Genomic DNA, 16,997 nt, shown 5'->3' on the forward strand with positions numbered 1-16,997 from the left:
CGCCCCGCCCATATAGGTCGCTCCGCTGCCGAAAGCAGCTGGTACCACGTCCCAGGTGGCGTCTGCTTTTAATTTTTCGCCTTCGATAATGCGGCTCAACTCTTCCGCCATTTTGCGGCGCACGTATGCTGGCCAGGCCTCATCAACGGCGGTCGTTACGGTAACGGAATCGACGAATTCTTCTACCAAGTCTTTCTTGTTCCGCAGCTGCGGGCTGGAATCTACCGCACGGGTAATTTGTGCGCGAATTTCGGCATCTTCGTTGCCTTCGCCGTCTCCGTGTGACTCCCGGTATTTTTCGACCAGCAGCAAGATATAGTCAACGGTGATGCCGACTTGTTTGACCAGTTCTATCTCAAAGACAACGTCATCGTTGATATTTTCTTTTTCCGTCTGTTCGTTTCTGCGGAAATCGTTGTATAAGTCCAGGTAGCGGCTGCGGTAGTCCTGGGCTTCCCGTTCGTTTAAGATTTCGTTGCCGGCAAAATTATCGAACGCCGTCAGGATGTTCTGCAGCCGCAGGATAGCGCCGAACAGGGCAATGAACTCCTTTTGTGCCTGTTCGCCGACGATCCGCTCGCCCAGCGGGTAGGTATCCAGCAGTTCGGTGACTTTCTCGGCGTACTCGTCATAATATTCCGCGAATGGTTTCAGCGTGACGATGCTGCGCGCGTCTTTGTTGCCGAATAACTCCAGCGCCTTGTTCGTTTCTTCTTCCAGGTCACGGAAGCACACGACGTTGCCGTAGGCTTTGGCGGAATTCAAAATGCGGTTGGTGCGTGAATACGCCTGGATCAACCCGTGGGCCCGAAGATTCTTGTCGACAAATAGCGTGTTCATCGTGGTGGCATCGAAGCCAGTGAGGAACATGTTCACGACGATCACCAGGTCGAGCTCTTTGTTCTTCAGCCGCATGGACAAGTCTTTGTAATAGTTTTGGAAGCTATCCGCCGAGGTGTCGTAGCTGGTTCCGAACATGTTGTTGTAATCGGCGATGACCGCGTCGAGGAATTCCCGCGAATCGCCGCTCAAGCGCTCGGCATCGAAGCCTTCTTCATCCAGGCTGCCGTCGGCGGTGGCTTCGTTGACGCCGTAGGAATAGATCATGCCCACGCGCAAGCGTTTGTCACTGGGTAGTCCTTCTTGCTGACGTGCGAATTCTTGGTAGTAGAGTTTCGCGGCGGTGATCGAGGAGACTGCAAACAGCGCGTTGAAGCCTTTTACCCGGCGCGCGGCTTTCACGGTTTCTTCGGCTTTGCGTCCGCGGGAGGCCTGCGCAACGTTGGTGACCACGGAGTGTTCGTAGCTGGTGGCGCGCAGTGTTTTCTGGTCGTAATGCGTCCGAATATAGGAGACCACCCCGGTGATGCGTTGTGGGGCCAGCAGCGCTGCTTCCCTATCAATCGCGCTGACTTCCACATCACCAGAGCCTGTGCCGCCAGAACCGTTGACGGCAGAGCCTGTGCCGCCAGAACCGTTGGCAGCATCAGATTCGCTGGCATGGCTAGCGCGCATGGTGTTGATGTAGTCCACGCGAAACGGCAGCACGTTTTTGTCGCTGATGGCATCCACGATGGTGTAAGTGTGGAGCTTTTCGCCAAAGGCTTGTTCGGTGGTGCGCAGATTGGGGTTTCCGCCGCCGGTGCTATTCACGGCGAAGATGGGCGTGCCGGTAAAACCGAAGAGGTTGTAGCGTTTGAATGAACGCGTGATGAGCGTGTGCATATCCCCAAATTGGGAGCGGTGGCATTCGTCGAAAATGATCACGACGTGTTGGTTAGTGACGTCGTGGTTTTTCTCGCGTTTCAGGAACGTCGAGAGTTTCTGGATCGTCGTAATGATGATGCGCGCGGTGGGGTCTTCGAGCTGTTGTTTCAGCACCTTCGTCGAGGTATTGGAGTTGGCTGCACCTTTTTCGAAGCGATCGTATTCGCGCATGGTTTGGTAGTCGAGGTCTTTGCGGTCCACGACGAATAGGACCTTGTCGACGCTATCCATCCGCGATGCCAGCTGTGCCGTCTTGAACGAAGTTAGGGTTTTGCCGGATCCGGTGGTGTGCCACACGTAGCCACCGGCGTCGATGGTGCCGAGCTTTTTGTAGTTCGTGGCGATGGTGATCTTTTGCAGGATGCGCTCTGTGGCCACAATCTGATACGGGCGCATGACCAGCAATAGGTGGTCGGAGGTGAGCACGCAGAACTTCGTCAGGATGTTCAGCAGGGTGCGTTTGGCGAAGAACGTGCGGGCAAAGGCTGGGAGTTCTTCGATTGGTTTGTTGTTGGCATCGGCCCACCAGGAGGTGAATTCGTAGCTGTTCGAGGTTTTGGTTTTCCCGCCTCGGGTGGAGTTTTCTACGTGCTGCGCGCGGGTGGTGTTGGAGTAATACTTCGTCAGTGTGCCGTTGCTAATGACGAATAGTTGCACGTATTGAAACAGCCCGCGTTCGGCCCAGAAGCTGTGGCGCTGGTAGCGGTCGATCTGGTTGAAGGCTTCGCGGATATCCACACCGCGGCGTTTCAGCTCGACGTGTACGAGGGGCAGGCCGTTGACCAGGATGGTGACGTCGTAGCGGTTGGAGTAGGCGGCACCGCCTTCGGTTTTGTCGACCTCGTATTGGTTGATCACCTGCAGGTGGTTGTTGTGGATGTTTTTCTTGTCCAACAGGCGGATATTTTTGGTGCTGCCGTCGTCACGCATCAAGGGTTGGATGTGGTCTTCTTGGATGCGAATGGTCTTTTCTTTGATGCCATCGTTGGCACCGGCGACGTGGTTATCGAAAAACCGGGTCCATTCTGCATCGCTGAACTGCACGTTGTTGAGTCGCTCGAGCTGGGTGCGCAGGTTGGCCAGCAGTTGGTCTTCGGTGTGGATCGGCAGTTGCTCGTAGGCTTGGGAGCGCAAAATGCTGATGAATTCGCGTTCGAGTTCTGCCTCGGATTGGTAGGCGGTTTCCTCAGCTGGTTCCGCGATGTATTCTGCAACGACGGTCGATTCTTCCGATACCGCAACGGGATCGTAATTGCGTGCGGGGTTGTCGATCATCTGAGCCTTCCGATCTTTGCTTGCCATTGCTTGCCGACGCCGTGGCCTACTTCATGCAGGTGCTGTGTACTGTGTCGCGCTGCTGTTTTGATGCTAGCAGGCACAGAAGAATCACACCGAATAGTTCTTGAAATGTCTTTATCGGAATTTTTTTACGTATATCCGGTTTTGGGATACAGTGACAGACATGAAGCTGCTGAATCTCGTCGTGGAGAACCACCGGAGTTTTCGCGACGAATTCCATCTGGAACTGACACGCCCGCATTTCACCTCGAATATTCCGGACTCTCGTGATAGCTGGGCCGAAAACGTTTTTCCAGTAATTGCCATCTACGGTGCAAACGCTTCAGGCAAAACGACTGTCATCGACGCTGTGAAATATCTGCGGTCTGCGCTCAGTGCATCTTCTGGCGAATGGCTGAATCGCGCAAACGTCCCCCACGAACCATTCCTACTGGGCGAGGCTCGTGAACAACCGAGCACGTATTCCATCGACTTCACCCTCGACGCAGACTATAGTCAGGCGAACCCTACGCCCGGCGAAACACGGTTCCATTATGAGTTCGATGTGACACCACAGGGTTTTAGGCATGAACTTCTTCAGGTATACCGATCCTCACGCGCAACTACTCTTCTTTCCCGAAAACAATCAGAGGACGGCGTGAAGTTAAAACTTGCTGCAGGTTTGGGCGGCAAGTTCGAAGTCACACACCGAGAGTTAGCCTTATCCCGTGCTGGCATGACTGGCCGCGGACAACTCGGGGTTATTGCACAAAAGATTAGGGATGGTTTGCTCATCATAGGCGTCGATGATGACGAACGTAACTTGCGCTTGCACCGGATCACCGAAGAATTGGATAAAGGAAATATCCATCTCGATGATTTCAGTGCGCTTGCGCAAGTAAGTGATTTCGGCATCGAAAAAATTGACGTAGATATCCAAGAGCTACCGGATTTCATTGTGGAACGCCTGCGTACAATCATGCACGCACTCGAAAGCGACGCTCCCGAGCATGCTGCATCCGCGGAGATTCCCAAGCGCGAACATAGTGAGAAAGAAACGCACGAGCTTATTCAAAGGTCACTGCAGTTTACCCATAAAACTATTCATTCCGACGCCCCACAGCCAAAGTTCGGAATCAATGACCAGTCTTCCGGAACACTTGCGTGGCTAGCATTAGCGATTCCTATGGTGGAGGTACTACGGAACGGAACTGTGTTGTGCGTTGATGAATTGAGTTCAAGCCTGCATCCAAAGCTCGCCGCGGAAATTGTCCGGGTTTTCCAAACACCGGAGCTGAATCCCCACCATGCACAGCTAATTTTCTCTACACATGATATTTCCCTGCTCATGCCGCAAGCAGAACTTAATCTTCAGCCTGGGCAAATCTGGTTTACCGAGAAAGAAATAGATGGTGCAAGCGAGCTGTACAGCTTGAGAGATTTCCCTGATATCCGGGGAGGCACGAATATAGCAAAGCAGTTCCTGGAGGATAGGTACGGAGCCACCCCAAGGGTGATTCCCGAGTTGATATCGAAAATCGCGTTGCACGGCACCCACGAGGGCACTGGAGCACTGGTATAAATCTATGCCACGACGAAACCACAAGAGGAAACCGCGTCAACAGCGAAAGAGAATCTTAGTAGTTGTCGAGGGAAGCCCGGGGAAATCAGAAGAGGAGTATTTCAAGCAAATACACTCAAGGCTGCCAAGGTCTACTTCCCCCAGCATCAAGGTAGTAGCTGCAGGTGGGGAGCCTCGCAGAGTGTGGGATGAATGTCGCAATAGGATGGATCGTGGTGATTTCGATTTTGCCTGCTTGGTATTAGATCACGACGACCACCCAACGCTTCCCGAAGTACTTCGCGAAGTTTCCAAGCACAAGAATGTGGCTGCGGTGGTCACCAATCCTCAATTTGAGCTGTGGCTATTGCTCCATGCGCAAGATCAAAACGCAGCAATTACGGCACGGGCTTTGCGCCAAAAGGTGCGCAAGCACAATTTGGTCTCTCCACAAAACGATAAGGACCTGCACCGAAACTTTCCCTTTGAAAATTTCGAGCAAGCCCATGCCCGCGCCAAAAGCAGTAAGCATTACCCGGGAAACGGGGCTGCCGGAGGCAACCCTTCGAGTGGTATTCCCTGGCTCATCGATCTGCTTCGCGGCGACGTGGGTTAGACCGGCTCAAAACTCAGCAATTTATCCCGGTAATACTCGTATTGCTTCCGGCGTGCGGCAATTTCTGCAGGCAAACCGGTGCTGATGTCATTAACCAAAGCATCGAATTTGTCGAGGATCGCAACGATTCGCCGCTGTTCTTCGAGCGGAGGAAGTGGGATTCTAAGCCTCTTCACCTTAGGAACTGTCAATTGCGGAATACTTCCGCCAGAGTAACCAATTTCTGTCACATCTAAGACATAATTTAAAAACTTTAAATCAATCAATTTAGAATCGGGAATTAGTACAAGCAATCGAACAATTGGTGTAAAGCAAGCGGACCGCACGCTATGCGCACCTATTGTTCCCCTAGCTGAAATCGTGACTGCAGGCTCAGAGATTTTGAACTGATCGGTATAGCCATAAAGTGCAGTGTTACCCGTGCCATTCGAGTAAATTGGATAAGGAAATTCATCTGTTGGTTCAGTTTGCCCTTTGCAATACCGTTTCGGGCGATCGCCTCCAGCCGTTATCGACTCACAAATATCACCAAGCTCGTGGAATTTAACATCATCACCGAACGAAAACAAGGCATTTTTATAGAAAGAATACTGCTTCCGCCGAGCCTCCAGCTCCGCCTCCAGCTCCGCCTCCAGCTCCGCCTCCAGCTGAGTGAAGTTATCTAAGATTCTAACGATTTCCTGCTGAATTTCTAGAGGTGGGATGGGAAATTTAAACCTCTTGAATTCCTTCATTCGGACTGACGCAAAACTACTACGCGTTGTATTATTCAAGCACCACTCATCAAGAACATATGCATAATAATGCAAAAACTTTATATCGACTAGATCTTGGAATTCTTCTTTTACCTGTAAAGAAACAAACCTCTGATTGCAAAGGTACGGGACTCGTATCAATGCATGTTCACCGATGGTTGCCGATGTTGCAACAATAAGCGAATCGGCTGGAAATAACTGCCCGTTGTTGACTGCAACGGGAGACACACCCGATAAAGCCTTATCCAATATAGGACCATTCTCTCGGATATCTTCCATCCGAAACCAAGGTATTTCTGAAGTCTCCCAATTTTTTGGATTCGATTTAGACGGGGTATATCCCCCTTTAATATGGAATAGTTTTTCTAAGACAACAAAAGGCACCCCATTCGGGCAGAGCTTTTTAATCAGTTCATCTACGCGGCTCACTGGTCATCCTCCAAGTCCTTAACGATCTCGTCGATGGCGTCGCGAAGCTGAGATTGACGCATAACAATACTTTCAATCTCAGCATTGAGCTCTTTGATGTCAATGATCTCGCGAGTATCTTCAGGCTCAACGTAGGACGAAACCGAAAGATTATAGTCGTTTTCTGCAAGCTTGTCGTTTTCTACGCGGTAGGCATAGTGATCAGATTCTTCACGATTGGCGATCGTTTCCAGGATCGTGTTCTGGCTTTGCTCGGTGAGCTTATTCTTATTGCCGACGCGCTCAAACTGCTTGGAAGCATCAATGAAAAGAACATCGTTCGTGGTCTTCGATTTCTTCAGCACAATGATGCACGTACCGATCGTCGTCCCGAAGAACAAATCCGGCGGCAACTGAATCACAGTATCGACATAGTTGTTGTCTACGAGGTACTTCCGGATCTTCTGCTCCGCTCCCCCGCGGTACAGCACACCGGGGAATTCAACGATGGCTGCGGTACCGTTTTCCGCAAGCCAACTAAGAATATGCATGGTGAAGGCAAGATCAGCCTTCGACTTCGGCGCCAGCACACCAGCCGGAGAATAACGCGGATCATTAATCAGAACCGGATTATTATCGCCTTCCCATTTAATGGAATAAGGCGGGTTGGAAACAATCGCTTCAAAAGGCTCATCGCTCCAGTGCTGCGGTTCCACCAAAGTATCGCCGAGCGCCAAGTGGAATTTGTCATAGCTTACACCATGCAAGAACATGTTGATGCGGGCGAGGTTGAACGTCGTCAAGTTAATCTCTTGGCCATAGTAGCCATCGGTCACACCGCCCTCACCCAACACCTTGCGAAACTTCAACAGCAATGAGCCAGAGCCGACCGCTGGGTCATACACCCGACTCACACGTTGCTTGCCCTGCACAGTGATGCGGGCCAGCAGCTCCGAAACCTCCTGCGGGGTGTAATATTCGCCGCCCGATTTACCTGCCTGGGAAGCATACATCTGCATGAGATATTCATAGGCGTCACCGAAAAGATCGATCGTGTTCTCAGTGAAGCCCTGGTTGAGCGGCAAATCACCGATAGCATAGAGCAACTTCGCCAGCTTCTCATTACGCTTAGCCACCGTGCCGCCAAGCTTGGCGCTGTTGACGTCGACGTCGTCGAAAAGCCCCTTGATGTCTTCCTCACTGTCGGTGCCAATCGCAGAACCCTCAATCCCCTTGAACACCTTCTCCAGGGTTTCGTTGAGGTTCTCGTCGTTATGCGCCCGGTCACGCACGTTATGGAACAGCTGCGAAGGAAGGATGAAAAAGCCGCGCTCTTTGACGGTTATCTCGCGGCCGAACTCCGCTTCCTCATCCGCCAGCTGAGCATAGTCAAAGCTCTCATCACCCGCTGCGCGTTCCTCGCGGTTAATGTGATCACGTAAGTTCTCCGAGATGAAGCGGTAGAAAAGCATCCCGAGAACATAAGACTTGAAATCCCAGCCGTCGACACTGCCCCGCAAATCATTTGCGATGCGCCAAATAGTTTTATGCAGCTCTGCGCGCTCAGAATTCTTCGCCACGGTGCCCTCGTCATTTCTATGCTGATCATGCGGTGAATCGTCTGCACCAGTCTAGGTTTAGCGTGGCAAGATTTGGGGGTGGCGCGACGGGGAGGCCTGTTTCACCAGCATGATGATCGCGCCCGGCAACGTCAAATCCGCCATGGTTATGCACTGTAGAGAATTGAAAGCTAAAAATTCGCCACCACGGACCTAGATTTTGTGACCGAAACTCTAGATTTTGTGACAGAAACTACAGATAATGTAGTGGACAGCACTTCATACGCCACCCAATTCGCAGAACAGGATGTGATCACGATGAAAGACCTCACCTACCGCATCGAACAGAAAATCTCCATTAACACCGAACTCCCCGGCCCGAATAGCGCAAAGCTTCTGGAACGCCGTAATGCTGCCCTACCGACTTCGGTGAGCGCCGTGCTGCCTGGTTTCGTCGTGGACGGCGACGGAGGAATTCTTGTCGACGCCGACGGCAACCAGTTCTGCGACTTGGCTTCCGGAATCGCGGTGACCTCCGCCGGAGCCTCCAACCCACGCGTCGTCAAGGCCGTCCAGGACGCCGCGGCTCGGTTCACTCACACCGCGTTTATGATCTCGCCGTATGAGTCTTATGTTGCATTGGCAGAAAAACTGAACGAACTTAGCCCAGGTGACCACGATAAACGCACCGTTTTGATGAACAGCGGTGCCGAAGCCGTGGAAAACGCGGTGAAGATTGCGCGCCACTACACCAAAAAGAATGGTGTCGCCGTGTTTGACTACGCCTTCCACGGTCGCACCAACTTGACCATGGCCATGACCGCGAAAGAAAACCCGTATAAGGCCGGGTTTGGGCCGTTCGCTGGTGATGTGCACCGCGTGCCGATGTCCTACCCACTGCGCGATGGTTTGTCTGGCGCCGAAGCTGCCGAGCGTGCGATCACAGAATTGGAGAGCGTCGGCGCCGAGAATTTAGCATGCCTAGTCATCGAGCCGATTCAAGGCGAAGGTGGCTTCATCGTGCCTGCCGATGGATTCTTGCCGCGCATCGTCGACTGGTGCCGGGCCAATGACGTGGTGTTTATCGCCGATGAAATCCAGGCTGGCATCATGCGCACGGGCACGTGGTTCGCCAGCGAACACGAAGGCATCGTGCCAGACCTGATCACGATGGCGAAAGGCATTGGCAACGGCATGCCGATTTCTGCGGTCACCGGGCGTGCGGAGATCATGAACGCGCCGCAACCAGGCGGTATCGGTGGCACCTATGGTGGAAACCCGGTCGCGTGTGCCGCTGCACTTGCGACGTTGGAAGAAATGGAAGCAGAAAAACTCGGCGAGCGTGCCACGGAAATTGGCAAGATCGTTCGCGAGGAACTCGCCGAGATCACCAAGCACCCACGCGTAGCCGAATTACGTGGGCGCGGGGCCATGGTGGCAGTTGAGTTCGTTGACGCCGAGGGCAACCCGGACAAAGAACTGACCGGTGCCATCGTGCAAGCGGTTCAGTCCGAGGGCGTGCTGGCGCTGAGCTGCGGGCAGAACGGCAATGTGATTCGCTTCTTGCCGTCGCTAGTAATCCCGGAGGCTTTGTTGCGTGAAGGCTTACAAACCATCGTGCACCACTTCAAACAGTTGGTTTAGCAATACTCAGAGCAGGCTGACGCTAATAAAATCAATGTTTTGTGGCATTAAGTGCTAGATTTCCAGTAGTAAACAAAAATCCCAGGAAAATCTCCCTCAACTCCATACAGAGCTAAGGGAGATTTCAATCTGCATTGAGATTTCTAGCTTGTGAAAACTAGCAATTCTCGACTCCATCAAAACGGGCATTTACGAAAGTCGCGGCTGCACGAAAACCCGATCCCGGAGCTGACGTTTCAGGTTTCCAGATATTCCATGTTAGGTGATTTTTCCGGGGTAGAGGTGAGAAAACTTTCAAAAATGGCCAATGCCTCCAGCAGAACCTCTGTTTCATGATCTTTGTCATGACTTCCATCAAATGGAGGGGAAGTCATACCATTGACGCACTAACTTTCCATCATGCCGATGGGGGGAATGGAGATCAAAATAATGCCAAATCTCACCCTTAAATTGCTCATATGGTCCTTGATATTCCTGCACACCAAAATTGTGCAAAATAATATCTCCATTTTGGATATCGCTGAAAATTAAATTTTTGAGCACTTTTGCCAAGTAATCCATCTTCCGGGGATCACTTGCTTCTACAATATCCATGGTCACCTACCTATAAATGCTTCAGAGATAAGCCTACATCTGCTTCGTGATTTGTGTAACTCTTTTTCTTTAAAAGCTCACAATTCACCTTTTCCAGATTGAGAATCCAGGCTAAACCTCCTGTAAACCACCGTGCACGAACTCGCCGCCCACCATCGTCGCCACAACCTCGATGTCACTGATTACGTCCGGATCCACCTCGCGGGGGTCGTCGGCAAGCACCACCAAGTCTGCTAACTGCCCCGGCGCGATCTGCCCTTTGCGGCCAGCCCAACCGGTGGCTGCCGCCGAACCCGCAGTATAGGCATAGAGCGCGTCGTCGACCGTGATGATTTCTGCTGGGCCGAATTCTTCGCCGTTTTCGGTTTTCCGCTGCACGAATGCCTGGATCACTTTGAGTGGTTCGCCATCGGCAACCGGGCGGTCCGAGCTTCCCGGCAAGATCATTCCCGCCTCCAGCAAACGCTTGGCAGGGTAGGCCAGTTTCGTGCGGTCTTCGCCGAGCATCTCTGCCATGATGCCGCCGAATTCCGGAATGAAGCGCGGCTGCGGGGCAACGACGATGTTGTTTTTCGCTAGGCGCTCGATCTGGTCGGTACGCACTACCCCGCCGTGTTCGATGCGGTGCGGCATTTCCGGTGCGCCGTATTTTTCGGTGGCTTCTTCGATGATGTCGAGTGCCAAATCTACCGCGGCATCACCGATCGCGTGCAGTGCCAGCGACCAACCGTTTCCAGCAGCCTTGATGGCTTGGTCACGCATATCTTCCGGGTCGCCCTGCAAATAGCCCTTGCGGTGTGAGCAACCACAATAGGCTTCTGTCATCGCCGCGGTGGTACCCAACAGCGAGCCATCGGTAAACAGCTTCACCGGCCCGATCTGCAGGTGCTCGTCGCCAAGCCCCGTGCGGATGCCCGCATCCAGGCCGTGGCCTTCCGGATCATCAGCGTGCCCATCGAGCGGGTGGAGTACGTCGCTGGTGATCATCGCTTGCGTACGGGCCAGCAGGTCACCGGCGGCCGCCGCTTGCTGGTACGCGGCCATTTCGCGCGGGCTGTGGCCGATCCAGCCACCAGCGATTCCGGCATCAGTCACCGAAGTCAGGCCTTCTTCTACATAACGACGGTGTGCCAGCTGCAGCGCGTAGGCGAGCTCGTCGACAGATTCCGGGCTGAGCTGATCGTTAATTGCGCGCATGGCGTTTTCTTCCAGCAGGCCGGTCGGGTTGCCGTCGTCGTCAAGCACCACCTGGCCGCCTTCAGGCTGCTCCGGGTCATCAATGTTGATGCCGCCTGCTTTCAGGCCCGCGGTGTTGACCGTCATGCTGTGGCCAGAATTGTGCTTGATGGCTAGTTTGCGGTTGTTGGTGGCTCGGTCCAGCTCGGCGATGTCCAGCTCTTCCCCACCCATTTTCGACGGGCGGAAATTCGAAGCAATCAGCCACTCCTGGTCTGGACGATCCTTTTCTGCCTGGGCCAAGGTGTCATACACATCCTGTGCGCTGTGGCAATCACTCAGGTCAATCTCTGCCAGCGTCAGGCCAAACCACACCGAGTGGCAGTGCGCATCGTTAAAGCCCGGCGCGATAAACGCATTGTTGGCATCGAAGCGACGGCGCGCACCCAGCTGATGGGCCTGGACCTCATCGAGGATGAAAAACCGGCCGCCGACAATGCCGACTGCGCTTGCCGACGGATTCTCGCGGTCGCCAGTCCAGATACGGGCATTAGTAATGAGGGTGTCGAGCAAAGCCATGATGGTGTTTCCTTTCAGTTCTTCTCAGCGTTCAGCCTCAGCCACAGGGAGGTTCCGCAGCTCCTTACGCAGGATCTTTCCGGTGCTTGATTTCGGAATCACATCAATGAACTCCATCATGCGGATTTTTTTGTATGGTGTCACGCGCTGGGCCACCCATTCTAATAAAGCCTCGGCACTAACAGCTGGATCAGCAGCATCAACCCCCTGCTGCAGCACCACGAACGCGCGCGGCAGCTCTTCCCCATCAGATTCACGCCGGTGCCCGACTATTGCGGCATCGGCGATGGCCTCATGCGTCATCAACAGCGCCTCCAATTCCGCAGGCGCAACCTGATAGCCCTTATACTTGATCAATTCTTTCAAGCGATCAACCACGTAAACGTTGCCGCGGTGATCCAAGTTTGCGATATCACCGGTGCGCAGCCAGCCGTCGTCAAGCATGATCCTGTGGGTCGCTGCATCATTGTTGAGATACCCCAGCATCACTTGTGGGCCACGCACCCACAACTCGCCGTCGGCCGAACGCTGCCCGGCACGCGCTGGCAGTGGAATTTCCTCGAAAGCGGCAGAGCTAACGTCTACCACCTTGATCTCCGTATTAGCTACCGGCACCCCGATGGAATCCAATGGGGTCACGCCGATATCACCGACGTTTGTGACCGGGCTGGTTTCGGTCATACCAAACCCCTGAATAACGTTGACCCCCAAGCGATCAGCAACGGCGCGCGCTAACTCACCATCCAGGGAGGCCGCCCCGGAGAGCACAGTTTCTAAAGCGCTGATATCAAAATCAGCAACCAACGGATGCTTAGCTAACGCCACAGCAATCGGCGGAGCGATAAAAGTAAAAGTCACCCCATACTTTTGGTGCGCGGCCAAGAAACTTCCCAATTCAAACTTCGGCATGGCCACGATGTGCGAACGTAAACGCAAACCAACGTTCAACAACACATTCATGCCATATATATGCGAAAACGGCAGCACGCACATAAGCACAGAATCGCGGTGCACCCCGTTAGCCTGTAGCCGCGCGCTCATCTGCACAATATTCGCCACCAAGTTCCGGTGGCTAAGACGCACGCCCTTCGGAAGCCCCGTGGTTCCTGAAGAATAAGGCAGCGCAGCCACATGCGTGGCAGGATCAATATCAAGATCCGGCGGGGCGTACCCTGCAGCCACGAGAGCCTGCACACCGGTGTTCTCATCAGTAAGATCCACAATGTTCTGAGCAACGATTCCAGCCTCTTTGGCTCCGGCAAAGCCGGCTTGCCCCAGCATGCTGGTGGTGAACAAGTAGCTCGCAGCAGAATCTTTGAGCTGCTGCGCAATATCCGCGGTGTTCAACAGTGCGCCCAACGTGGTTACGCTCGCCCCGGCGCGCAAACTTCCGTGGAATGCCACGGCAAAAGCAAGACTATTCGGGCAGTGCAGCCCAATAACATCTCCCGGTTTTATTCCCCGGTGCGTGAGCGCACCAGCAAATGCGTCGACAAGCGCTTTGAGTTCCGCGTAGGTGGTTGTGGAACCGGTCGCATCATCGGTGATAGCGATGTGGTCACGAACTTCATCGGCGAGGTTGCCAAACAACACGTCGTAGACAGTGCTATTCGGGATTTCCAGATCTGGTTGTGCACTGTAAATTGGCATGTCTTCTAAGTTTTAAGCTTTCTTAACCCTAAGCTATTTTTAATCGCGGGAATTATAGCGGCTCATCAGACGTTCAATGAGTTCATCTGTGAGCTTGTCATCCGCCAAAATAGCATCAAGCAGCCGCTGCGATTCTTCCGTGGATACCGGCTCTTCGGTGTCATAAGAATCACCACTCAAGTCCATGCCAAAATCGGTCTCGTCAGCTGCGCCAGAATCGGTACTAGCGCTGAGCTGATCCACATCAGAATCAAAAGAATCCATAAAGTCGCTGACTTCTTCTTCCGTCATCTTCTTGCGCTTGCCCGAGCGTGCCTCTTTTTCCATACGACGCTGCAGCGCTGCTTCCATCTGCCGATGCCGCCAAGAACGCACGCGGTGTGGTTCCAGCTTGCGCCCCACCGCACGGCTTTTATGCTCAGCCTTCTTAGCCAGCACTTTCACCTGCGCCGCGGTGTCATTAATTGGTGCCCAATCCTGGTGGGCAGGCACACGCCAACCAGCCCAGATCCCCAGCAGCGCAAGGAAAATAGAAACTAACGGGCCGACGACCATGCCGACGGCCAGCATGCCGAAGTGATTACCGATGAGCACAATGCTGGCACAGGCAATCGCCGGAATGACCGTGGGCTGATTATTGCCGAAAACAGCTGGCTCCCGCCCCATGGAAATATCGCGGATCATGGAACCGCCCGTAGCGGTAAAAACGCCCATCATGATGCACGGAATCAACGGCAAACCGTAGGTAATAGCCTTCACCGCGCCAGTTCCCGCCCACAGGCCAGAGACGACGGCGTCGCCATGCGCCTGGATATAATCCCAGGTTTTTCCCTTGAAATAGACGAAGCGTGCGATGAGTGCGCCAGTGAAAGCCAGGTACAGGTACTCCGGCTCACTCATCGCCGCAACCGTGCCCTGGTTAATGAGCACGTCGCGCACCATACCGCCGCCCAGCGAGGAGAACATCGCGATAAAAAAGAACCCGATGATGTCGTAACCGCTTTTTCGCGCGATGGTGCCGCCGATGATTCCCATCAGCAACACGCCGCTGACATCGGACCAGCGGTAGAGAGATTCAATGAGCGGATCTACTTCGGGCATACGGAATATTGAACTCCACCGCTACGCAGAGCGCGAAATTAGTCCACCCAAATGCGCCGAAGTAGCGACCCTATGAGCACTACTACTTTATTTCTCCCGGACTACCGCTTGCCCCATGCTTGGGTAATCGGTGATGAAGCCGTCCACACCTGCAGCAATCTGCTCACGCATGGTGTCTTCATCATTGACGGTCCACGGCACCACTGCCATGCCCGCCTTGTGCGCCTGTGAAATTAACTCTGGTGTAGCGACCGGGTGGTAGTCGTCGTCACGCGGGGTTTGCCCATAAGGAACCGCATGTCCCGGCGAAAGCACCTGCACGCCTAGCTGTTTTGCGGCTTCCACGATGTCACCATCGACGGCATCATAATCAACATCGCCAATCCAGGCCGAGCTCGATTTCCATGTAGTTTCGTCCCACAACAAGACCAGCGGCATTTCCGCATCACGTTCGCGCACCAGCGGCAACGATGCCCAATCGAAGGACTGAATCATGGTGCGATCAGCAACATCAGCGTCCTCTACCTCATCCATGATCGCATCAACGAATTCCTGTGGCGATGCCGTTTGCTCACGGTGTTCCGGCTCCAGCTTGGTCTCGATATTGAAGTGCACATCCGGGTAATCCGCGGCGATCTCGAAGACCTCAGAAAGCTGCAGCAACCGGTTGTCGTCCTGCGGGGCCGCATCGGGGAAATCATCCAGGTTCTTATTGCAGTTCAGCGTGGAAATCTGCTCGAAAGTCAGATCGTGGAGCAGCTTGCCGACGTACGGGAACTGCGGATCATCCTCGGTGACAGGCTTGGTGTCCTGGCATTTCTCGGCATCGATCTCTGTATCGTGCCAGACCACGGGGACGCCGTCGGCAGACAGCTCGATGTCGAATTCCAGGGTGGTCACTCCCATTTCTAGGGACTTTTCCAAGCCCTCACGGGAAGATTCGATCCATTCACCCCGACCAAAACGGTGCGATTGCAGATCAAACCCGTCTGGTAATTTCGCCGCCGCTGCTGGAACCGGGTTGGCCTGCACATCCAGCTCGGCGACCTGCTGTTTGTCGAATGTCAGCTTTTCTTCCTGACCAGCCGAGGTGGATTCGGTGGCACTTTCTGCTGCCTCGCTGGCGCTATCGGCCGCGTTGTGTGCTGCATCAGCCGCGTCATCAGCCTGCGAACATCCTGCCAGGGCAAGAGCACTAGCCCCGAGTGCTGCGATTACCTTCACTCCACTCGCCCCACGCCACCTACTTGCGTGCGAGTTGCGCGACCTGCGTGGACCAAAAATACGTGCGCTATCTATCATGAATTCCTCCTGTAAATAGTTAACAGATCCATAGTTTTTCGCCCACAATGTTAGTATGATTCAGATCACCAGCAAGATCGTTGAACAGTATCCCTGCTACATCGCGAGGTAACAGCATGAGCGTAGGCCATGTGGGCACAGCAATCGCCCGCAGTCTTGAACTCCACGACGTCCCACGAATCTTCGAAGTGCCAGGTGAAAGCTTCCTTCCGGTACTCGACGGTCTGTACGAATCATCCATCGACACCATCGTGTGCCGCCAAGAAGGCGGTGCCTGCTACATGGCCGAAGCCCACGGCAAAGCCACCGGCAGGCCGGGTGTCGCCATGGTTACCCGCGGTCCGGGCGCTGCTAATGCATTCGTCGGCATCCACACCGCCTGGCAAGATGCTACTCCCCTGGTGCTGTTCGTCGGCCTGGTCCCCACCAGCGACCGGGACCGCGAGTCTTTCCAGGAATTCGACATCAAAGCGTGGTTCGGCACCCAGGCTAAACGCGTCTATGTGCTTGACGACGCCTCCCGCGCCAGCCGCGTGGTTGCCGAAGCCTTCCACCTAGCCACCCAAGGCCGTCCAGGCCCAGTAGTTATTGGCCTGCCGGAAGACGTGCTGCATCAAGAATCCACCGGCGAGCTCTGCCCACCACTTCCTGCCAGCCATGGGGCATTCAGCGACGCTGACCTAGATTTCCTGGCCACCGAACTTCGCGCAGCAGAAAAACCACTGATCTTTGTCGGCGGTGCGCACTGGAACGCAGACACCAGCGCGGCCGTACAAAAATTCGCCGAGCAACAGCAGATCCCGGTGGTGCACGATTGGCGCGCTAGCGACCGCATCGCGTTTTCCTCGCCCGCGAATGCCGGCTGGTTGGGCTACGGCCGCAACGATGCGGCCACCGAGCTGCTGACAGAAGCCGACCTCGTCGTCGAGATCGGCGCGGTACTCACTGATGTGCCTACCGACGGTTACACGCTGCGCCAAAGCCTGTATGCGAAAAACATCCTGATC

General features: G+C 54.2%; 12 protein-coding genes. 4 read left to right on the plus strand and 8 right to left on the minus strand.

Features of this window, described 5'->3' with window-relative positions; translation table 11 throughout:
• Positions 1 to 3,042 (minus strand): type I restriction endonuclease subunit R (locus RCH87_RS07330; RefSeq protein WP_373690947.1); only part of this gene is annotated, 3,042 nt, incomplete at its 3' end.
• Between the two features lie 187 nt (positions 3,043 to 3,229).
• Here RCH87_RS07330 and RCH87_RS07335 point away from each other — a divergent pair.
• Both RCH87_RS07335 and RCH87_RS07340 read left to right on the plus strand, forming a co-directional pair.
• Positions 3,230 to 4,627: an ATP/GTP-binding protein gene (locus tag RCH87_RS07335; RefSeq protein WP_306516065.1), complete on the plus strand. Its 1,398-nt coding sequence runs from the start codon at positions 3,230 to 3,232 to the stop codon at positions 4,625 to 4,627.
• A gap of 4 nt (positions 4,628 to 4,631) precedes the next feature.
• Positions 4,632 to 5,222 (plus strand): RloB family protein, encoded by a 591-nt coding sequence (locus RCH87_RS07340; RefSeq protein ID WP_306516066.1) that lies wholly within the window; start codon positions 4,632 to 4,634, stop codon positions 5,220 to 5,222.
• Here the strand turns inward: RCH87_RS07340 and RCH87_RS07345 are convergent.
• Entirely contained in the window at positions 5,219 to 6,406 is a 1,188-nt protein-coding gene (locus RCH87_RS07345; RefSeq protein ID WP_306516067.1) for a restriction endonuclease subunit S, read from the minus strand. The two genes, RCH87_RS07340 and RCH87_RS07345, sit on opposite strands and share 4 nt — an antisense overlap.
• The gene (locus RCH87_RS07350) at positions 6,403 to 7,965 is read right to left on the minus strand and encodes a type I restriction-modification system subunit M (RefSeq protein ID WP_306516068.1); all 1,563 of its coding nucleotides are present in this window, start codon (positions 7,963 to 7,965) and stop codon (positions 6,403 to 6,405) included. The genes RCH87_RS07345 and RCH87_RS07350 overlap by 4 nt, the downstream gene beginning before the upstream one ends.
• Positions 7,966 to 8,262: 297 nt before the next feature.
• On the opposite strand from RCH87_RS07350, the gene gabT reads away from it, so the two are divergent.
• The gene (gene gabT, locus RCH87_RS07355; protein ID WP_306516073.1) at positions 8,263 to 9,588 is read left to right on the plus strand and encodes a 4-aminobutyrate--2-oxoglutarate transaminase; all 1,326 of its coding nucleotides are present in this window, start codon (positions 8,263 to 8,265) and stop codon (positions 9,586 to 9,588) included.
• 354 nt (positions 9,589 to 9,942) lie between these two features.
• Here gabT and RCH87_RS07360 read toward each other — a convergent pair whose 3' ends face one another.
• The 5 genes from RCH87_RS07360 to RCH87_RS07380 all read right to left on the minus strand — a co-directional run bounded on the left by RCH87_RS07360 (position 9,943) and on the right by RCH87_RS07380 (position 15,912).
• The gene (locus tag RCH87_RS07360) at positions 9,943 to 10,182 is read right to left on the minus strand and encodes a hypothetical protein (RefSeq protein ID WP_306516069.1); all 240 of its coding nucleotides are present in this window, start codon (positions 10,180 to 10,182) and stop codon (positions 9,943 to 9,945) included.
• 111 nt (positions 10,183 to 10,293) lie between these two features.
• Positions 10,294 to 11,937, minus strand: a complete 1,644-nt coding sequence (locus RCH87_RS07365; protein ID WP_306516070.1) for an amidohydrolase — start codon at positions 11,935 to 11,937, stop codon at positions 10,294 to 10,296.
• A gap of 24 nt (positions 11,938 to 11,961) precedes the next feature.
• Positions 11,962 to 13,587, minus strand: coding sequence for an AMP-binding protein (locus tag RCH87_RS07370; protein WP_306516071.1), 1,626 nt, complete (start codon positions 13,585 to 13,587; stop codon positions 11,962 to 11,964).
• A 39-nt stretch (positions 13,588 to 13,626) separates the two neighbouring features.
• Positions 13,627 to 14,688: a trimeric intracellular cation channel family protein gene (locus RCH87_RS07375; RefSeq protein WP_249617627.1), complete on the minus strand. Its 1,062-nt coding sequence runs from the start codon at positions 14,686 to 14,688 to the stop codon at positions 13,627 to 13,629.
• Between the two features lie 87 nt (positions 14,689 to 14,775).
• A complete protein-coding gene (locus RCH87_RS07380) occupies positions 14,776 to 15,912 on the minus strand; it encodes a glycerophosphodiester phosphodiesterase family protein (RefSeq protein ID WP_018121527.1) in 1,137 nt (378 codons plus the stop codon).
• Positions 15,913 to 16,106: 194 nt separating this feature from the next.
• Between RCH87_RS07380 and RCH87_RS07385 the strand changes: the two genes are divergently transcribed.
• Positions 16,107 to 16,997, plus strand: an 891-nt coding sequence (locus RCH87_RS07385; RefSeq protein WP_306516072.1) for a thiamine pyrophosphate-binding protein, incomplete at its 3' end; no start/stop codon positions are given.

This window comes from Corynebacterium sp., assembly GCF_030826625.1.
Lineage (GTDB): Bacteria > Actinomycetota > Actinomycetes > Mycobacteriales > Mycobacteriaceae > Corynebacterium.

Bases quoted from the DNA above. Each gene is read 5' to 3' on its own strand.
- RCH87_RS07335 (WP_306516065.1), top strand. From the start codon at position 3,230: ATGAAGCTGCTGAATCTCGTCGTGGAGAACCACCGGAGTTTTCGCGAC.
- RCH87_RS07340 (WP_306516066.1), top strand. From the start codon at position 4,632: ATGCCACGACGAAACCACAAGAGGAAACCGCGTCAACAGCGAAAGAGA.
- gabT (WP_306516073.1), top strand. From the start codon at position 8,263: ATGAAAGACCTCACCTACCGCATCGAACAGAAAATCTCCATTAACACC.
- RCH87_RS07360 (WP_306516069.1), bottom strand. From the start codon at position 10,182: ATGGATATTGTAGAAGCAAGTGATCCCCGGAAGATGGATTACTTGGCA.
- RCH87_RS07365 (WP_306516070.1), bottom strand. From the start codon at position 11,937: ATGGCTTTGCTCGACACCCTCATTACTAATGCCCGTATCTGGACTGGC.
- RCH87_RS07370 (WP_306516071.1), bottom strand. From the start codon at position 13,587: ATGCCAATTTACAGTGCACAACCAGATCTGGAAATCCCGAATAGCACT.
- RCH87_RS07375 (WP_249617627.1), bottom strand. From the start codon at position 14,688: ATGCCCGAAGTAGATCCGCTCATTGAATCTCTCTACCGCTGGTCCGAT.